This window comes from Mycobacterium sp. (assembly GCF_019243155.1).
Taxonomy (GTDB): Bacteria; Actinomycetota; Actinomycetes; order Mycobacteriales; family Mycobacteriaceae; genus Mycobacterium.
The window spans coordinates 1-5,625 of the sequence record NZ_JAFAUS010000154.1; the positions used below are offsets into that span (position 1 = coordinate 1).

5 protein-coding genes are annotated in these 5,625 nt (G+C 66.3%); 1 reads left to right on the forward strand and 4 read right to left on the reverse strand.

The features are described from left to right. The 3 genes from JOZ00_RS07640 to JOZ00_RS07650 form a co-directional block, all read right to left on the reverse strand. The coding region (locus JOZ00_RS07640; RefSeq protein WP_293341962.1) for a hemolysin family protein at positions 1-1,254 on the reverse strand (1,254 nt) is incomplete at its 3' end. After that, the gene (gene ybeY / locus JOZ00_RS07645) at positions 1,251-1,784 is read right to left on the reverse strand and encodes an rRNA maturation RNase YbeY (RefSeq protein ID WP_293341965.1); all 534 of its coding nucleotides are present in this window, start codon (positions 1,782-1,784) and stop codon (positions 1,251-1,253) included. The genes ybeY and JOZ00_RS07640, both read right to left, overlap by 4 nt. Before the next feature lie 19 nt (positions 1,785-1,803). After that, positions 1,804-2,862: a PhoH family protein gene (locus JOZ00_RS07650; protein WP_293341968.1), complete on the reverse strand. Its 1,059-nt coding sequence runs from the start codon at positions 2,860-2,862 to the stop codon at positions 1,804-1,806. 373 nt (positions 2,863-3,235) lie between these two features. On the opposite strand from JOZ00_RS07650, the gene JOZ00_RS07655 reads away from it, so the two are divergent. Beyond that, positions 3,236-4,858, forward strand: coding sequence for an L-lactate permease (locus tag JOZ00_RS07655; RefSeq protein WP_293341971.1), 1,623 nt, complete (start codon positions 3,236-3,238; stop codon positions 4,856-4,858). Positions 4,859-4,870: 12 nt separating this feature from the next. Here the strand turns inward: JOZ00_RS07655 and JOZ00_RS07660 are convergent, their stop codons facing one another. Next, positions 4,871-5,620 (reverse strand): 16S rRNA (uracil(1498)-N(3))-methyltransferase, encoded by a 750-nt coding sequence (locus tag JOZ00_RS07660; RefSeq protein ID WP_293341974.1) that lies wholly within the window; start codon positions 5,618-5,620, stop codon positions 4,871-4,873. Between the last annotated feature and the right edge of the window lie 5 nt (positions 5,621-5,625).

Here is a 5,625-nt window from a genome sequence, read left to right on the forward strand (position 1 = left end):
CAGCAGAACGGTGCCGATCCGGACCCGCCCGCGATGATCGGGACCGCCCTCAGCCTGCAGCCGCAAGCCGTGCGAAATCACCTCGGCACCCGGCAGCGGGACCCTGCCCAATTCCAGTGCGAGCAGGCCCCCCACGGTGTCGACGTCGAGATCATCATCGAACTCCATCCCGTACAACTCGCCGACGTCTTCGATGGGCAGCCGCGCGGAGACCCGAAAGTGCTTGTCGCCCAGATCTTCTACCGGCGCCGTCTCCGCCTCATCGTACTCGTCGGCGATCTCGCCGACGATTTCTTCGAGCACGTCTTCGATACTGGCCAGGCCGGCTATCGCTCCATACTCGTCGACGAGAAGCGCCATGTGGTTGCGGTCGCGCTGCATTTCACGCAGCAGCGCATCCAGGGGCTTGGAGTCCGGCACGAACACCGCGGGACGCATCACCTGCGCCACGGTGGTGGCGCGGCCACGGTCTCCCGACGAAAACGCCCGTTGAACAAGGTCTTTGAGGTATACGACTCCGACGATGTCATCGACGTTCTCCCCGATCACCGGGATGCGGGAGTGCCCACTGCGCACGGCGAGGTTCATCGCCTGGCTCGCCAGCTTGTCACTTTCGATCCAGATCATCTCGGTGCGCGGCACCATCACCTCGCGGGCGGGAGTGTCGCCGAGCTCGAAGACCGACTGGATCATCCGGCGTTCGTCGGCTGCGACCACACCCCGCTGCTGGGCCAGGTCGACGACCTCGCGCAGCTCGATCTCCGAGGCGAACGGGCCGTTTCGCAGGCCGCGGCCGGGAGTCAGCGCGTTACCCAAGACCACAAGCAACCGGCTGATCGGCATCAGCAGCCACGAGATTCCGCGCAGCGGAAGCGATGTCGCCAAGGAGATGGAATACGCGTGCTGTCGGCCTAACGTGCGTGGGCCCACACCGATGACGACGAAGCTGGTCACCACCATGATGGCGGCGGCGCCGAACAGCCCCCACTTGAGGCCGAAGTTGTCGTAGAGGAACACCACCAGCAGCACGGTCGCGGTGATTTCGCAGCTGATCCGCAGCAGCACCACCAGGTTGATGTAGCGGGGCCGCTCGACCATCACCCTGGACAGCGATACCGCGCCGGGACGTTCGTCGCGCACCAGCTCCTGCACGCGAGCCAGTGACACCGTGCTGACGGCCGCATCGATGGCCGCGAAGAGCCCACCCAGAGCGATTAACGCGATCGCGCTGAGCAGCTGAGGCAAGCCGGTCAATTGTCGAAATACCTTGACTTATCCAACAACCGGCGATCCCGCTCCTCTTGGAGGTCCTGTTTGTAGGCCTCCACCTGCTCGGCGACCCACTCCTCGAGCAGCCGGTCCTGAAGGCCGAACATTTCCTTCTCCTCATCGGGTTCGCCGTGGTCGTACCCGAGCAGATGCAGAACGCCGTGGATGGTCAGCAACGCCAGCTCGTGCCCGAGGCTGTGGCCCGCGGCCGCGGCCTGCTGGCCGGCGAATTCCGGGCACAGCACGATGTCGCCGAGCATCGACGGGCCCGGCTCCGGAGCGTCGGGGCGACCGCCCGGTTCGAGCTCGTCCATCGGAAAGCTCATCACGTCGGTGGGCCCGGGAAGGTCCATCCACCGCATGTGCAGGTCGGCCATCGCGGCCGTGTCCAACAGCACCATGGACAGCTCGGCCGCCGGGTTGACGTCCATCTTGGCGATGACGAACCGCGCGACGCTGATCAACTCCGTTTCGGAGACGTCGATGCCGGACTCGTTGGATACTTCGATGCTCATCAGACTGCTCGCAGCCCCATCATCGGCGACCGCGGGAGTTGGAGGCCCGCCGAGCCGCCCGGTTCATCGTCAGGCCCGGCTCTTCGAATTTCGCATAGGCGTCAACGATTTCCGAGACCAGCCGGTGGCGCACCACATCCACACTGGTCAGCTCCGCGATGTGGATGTCGTCGACCGCATCCAGAATCTCGATCGCCGACCGCAGACCAGACCGGGCGCCACCCGGGAGGTCGACCTGGGTGATGTCGCCGGTGACCACGATCTTCGACCCGAAGCCGAGCCGGGTGAGGAACATCTTCATCTGCTCGGCGGTGGTGTTCTGCGCTTCGTCGAGGACGATGAACGCGGAATTGAGCGTGCGGCCGCGCATATAAGCCAGCGGCGCCACCTCGATGACCCCGGCGGACATCAGCTTCGGGATCAGCTCGGCGTCCATCATGTCGTAGAGCGCGTCGTACAGCGTCCGCAGGTACGGGTCGATCTTCTCGCTCAGCGTGCCCGGTAGAAAGCCAAGGCGCTCACCGGCTTCCACGGCCGGCCGGGTCAGGATGATGCGGCTGACCTGTTTGGTCTGCAGGGCGTTGACGGCCTTGGCCATCGCCAGATAGGTCTTTCCGGTGCCGGCTGGGCCGACCCCGAAGACGATGGTGTTGGCGTCGATGGCGTCGACGTAGCGCTTCTGGTTCAGCGTCTTGGGCCGGATTGTCTTGCCGCGCCGCGACAAAATGTCGAGCGTGAGCACTTCGGCCGGTGATTCGTTGTCGGTGCCGGCCAGCATGGCGACGCTGTGGCGGACCACCTCCGGCGTCAGCGGCTGACCGTTGGCGACTATCGCGACCAGCTCGGAGATCACCCGCTCGGCGAGCGCGACATCGGCCGGCTCACCCGAGATGGTGATGGCGTTGCCACGCACATGCAGGTCGGCGTCCAGCGTGCGTTCCAGGGAGCGGAGGTTTTCATCTGCCGAACCCAGCAGGCCCATGACGATATCGGGCGGAACATCGATGCTGCTGCGAACTTGGGCGTTGGCCTGGAGGGCTCCTGCTGCGTCAGCAGCGCTGGTCTCGCGGGGCGTCACGTGGTTTTCGATGCCTGCCTTCTGCGTTCTTGCCTGTCATGAGCATATTGCTAGCCATTTCATCGTACCGCCGGGTGAGCGCGCGACCCAACGGTCGACGGTTTTCCCTAGCAAACGGGGTGCGGAGATTGATCCAAGAAAAAAGTCACAGATTCCCACAGTTCACCCCTGACACGTTCACCTTGGTGCCCTACTTTGATGAGATCAACGCGGCGTTTTGTGGACGTGGGCCGAGGTTGCGATGCGGATAGCATCGCAGCCGATTCAATGCCAATTGCCAGACCACCGCTTCGCGTTCCGACACCCGTGCCGCGCCCCGGCACCCATGCACCCATAGCAATCCCGCCCACTCCACAAGTCGGAAGGTGCCTACATGTATCGCCAGATCCTCGATCCGGTCGCCCACTCGCTGGCTTGGAGCTCGCTCGCGGCCGCGCTGCCGCTGGCGGCGCTGTTCGTGATGCTAGGGGTGTTGCGGATCCGAGCGTGGCTGGCGGCGGTGGTGTCCCTGGCCGTCGCGATCGCGGTCGCGGTCGCGGTGTACCGAATGCCCATCGGCCAGGCGGCGCTGGCGGGCAGCGAAGGCGCCGTCTTCGGATTCTTCCCGATCCTGTGGATCGTGATCAACGCGATCTGGGTTTACCAGATGACCGCGCGGACAGGCTATTTCGACGTTCTGCGGCGAAGTTTTGCCACCGTCAGTGACGACCACCGCATCCAGTCGATCATCATCGCGTTCTCGTTCGGCGCGCTGCTCGAGGCGTTGGCGGGATTCGGAACGCCCGTGGCGGTCACCTCGGTGATGCTGCTGGCTTTGGGCTTCAAACCGATCAAGGCGGCGGTCCTGTCACTGACCGCCAACACCGCGCCGGTTGCGTTCGGGGCGATGGCCACACCGATCATCACCCTGGCCAAGGTGTCGGGGATGTCAACCGACACCCTGGGCGCGATGGTCGGGCGCCAAACGCCCATCATGTCCGTCTTCGTGCCGTTGGCGCTGGTCGCGATCGTCGACGGCCGCCGCGGTCTGCGCGAGACGTGGGCCGCGGCCCTGACCGGTGGTGTGGTCTTCGGCCTCGGCCAGTACGCCACCTCCAACTTCTTGTCGGTACCGCTGGCCGACGTGATCGCCTCTTTGCTGTCCGCCGGCGCGGTCGTGCTTTTCGTGCGCGCCCGGCCGCCGCGTCCCGCGACCCCGGTGGACGCCGACAGCCCTACGGACACCCCGATGGAAACCCCCGAGCCGGAGGGTCCCGATTCGCGCGGCCAGCTGGTCCGCGCCTACGCGCCCTACGCGATCATCATCGCCGTCTTCGTGATCTGTCAGATCACCGCCGTCAAGAAGCTCCTCGACAAGGCGACCTTCACCACGCACTGGCCGGGGCTGCACCTGTACAACGCCAAGGGCACACCGTCGGCGCTGCCGACCTTCACCTTCAATCTGCTCACCACGCCGGGAACCCAAATGCTGGTGGCGGGCATCCTGACCATGGTGGTGCTGCGCCTGTCGGTGCCGTCCGCGCTCAAGGCTTACGGGACCACGCTGCATCAGCTGCGGTGGGCCATCGTCACCGTAATGGCAGTGCTGGCACTGGCATTCGTGATGAACGCGTCCGGCCAGACCATCACGCTGGGCACCTGGATGGCGGGAGCGGGCGGCGCGTTCGCATTGCTGTCGCCGATACTGGGTTGGCTCGGCACGGCGGTGACCGGATCGGACACCTCGTCGAATTCGTTGTTCGGTGCGCTGCAGGTGACGGCCGCTACCAAGGCGGGACTGTCGCCGCTGCTGATGGCCGCCGGCAACAGTTCGGGCGGAGTGCTGGGCAAGATGATTTCGCCACAGAACCTCGCGATCGGCGCCGCGGCGGTCGGGGTGCATGGCAAGGAAGGCGACATCTTCCGCCGGGTCGTGGTTTGGAGCCTGGTGTTCCTTGTCTTCATTTGCGCCCTCTCGGGGCTGCAGGCGTCGGTGCTGTCGTGGATGGTGCCCTGATCACCCATCCGGTCACAGCGCCGAGGCGTCGTCCCATCGGGGGGTCAGCACACCCAGCGCTCCCAGAGCCACCGCCGCGGCCGTCGACGTCCGCAACACCTGGGGGCCGAGCCGCACCGCAACCGCCCCCGCGTCGGTCAACGCGCCGATTTCCTCCGGTGCGATGCCGCCCTCGGGGCCGATCACAAAGAGTACCGAATCAGCTTGTCCCACATGATGATCGGCGAGCCGATCGGTGGCCGACTCGTGCAGCACCAGCACCGCGGCGCCCGCGGCGATCTCGTCGCGGATCCGCCGCGTCAGCTCCGCCGTGGACAACACGCCGTCGACGCTCGGGATGTGCGGCCGGCGGGACTGCCGCGCCGCCGAGCGGGCCACCGCACGCCACCGGCGCAGACCCTTGTCCACTCGGGCGCCGTCCCAGTTAGCCACGCAGCGGGCGGCCTGCCAGGCGAGGAAGGCGTCGGCGCCGGCTTCGGTGGCCAACTCGATAGCGAGTTCCGAACGGTCGGACTTGGGCAGAGCCTGCACCACGGTCACCGCCGGCCGACCGCGCTCGACGCTCCACCGCCGAAGCACCCGCGCCCGCAGGCCGTCGCGCCCGGCCTGCTCGACCTCGCAGTGGGCCAGCTCGCCGGCGCCGTCGCCAAGCACCAGCTGCTCACCGGGGCGGATCCGCCGAACGGTGGCGGCGTGGAATCCCTCGTCGCCGTCGACGACGGCCACCGACCCGATATCCGGCAGTGTGTCTACGTAGAACAGCGTCG

Bases quoted from the DNA above. Each gene is read 5' to 3' on its own strand.
- ybeY (WP_293341965.1), bottom strand. From the start codon at position 1,784: ATGAGCATCGAAGTATCCAACGAGTCCGGCATCGACGTCTCCGAAACG.
- JOZ00_RS07655 (WP_293341971.1), top strand. From the start codon at position 3,236: ATGTATCGCCAGATCCTCGATCCGGTCGCCCACTCGCTGGCTTGGAGC.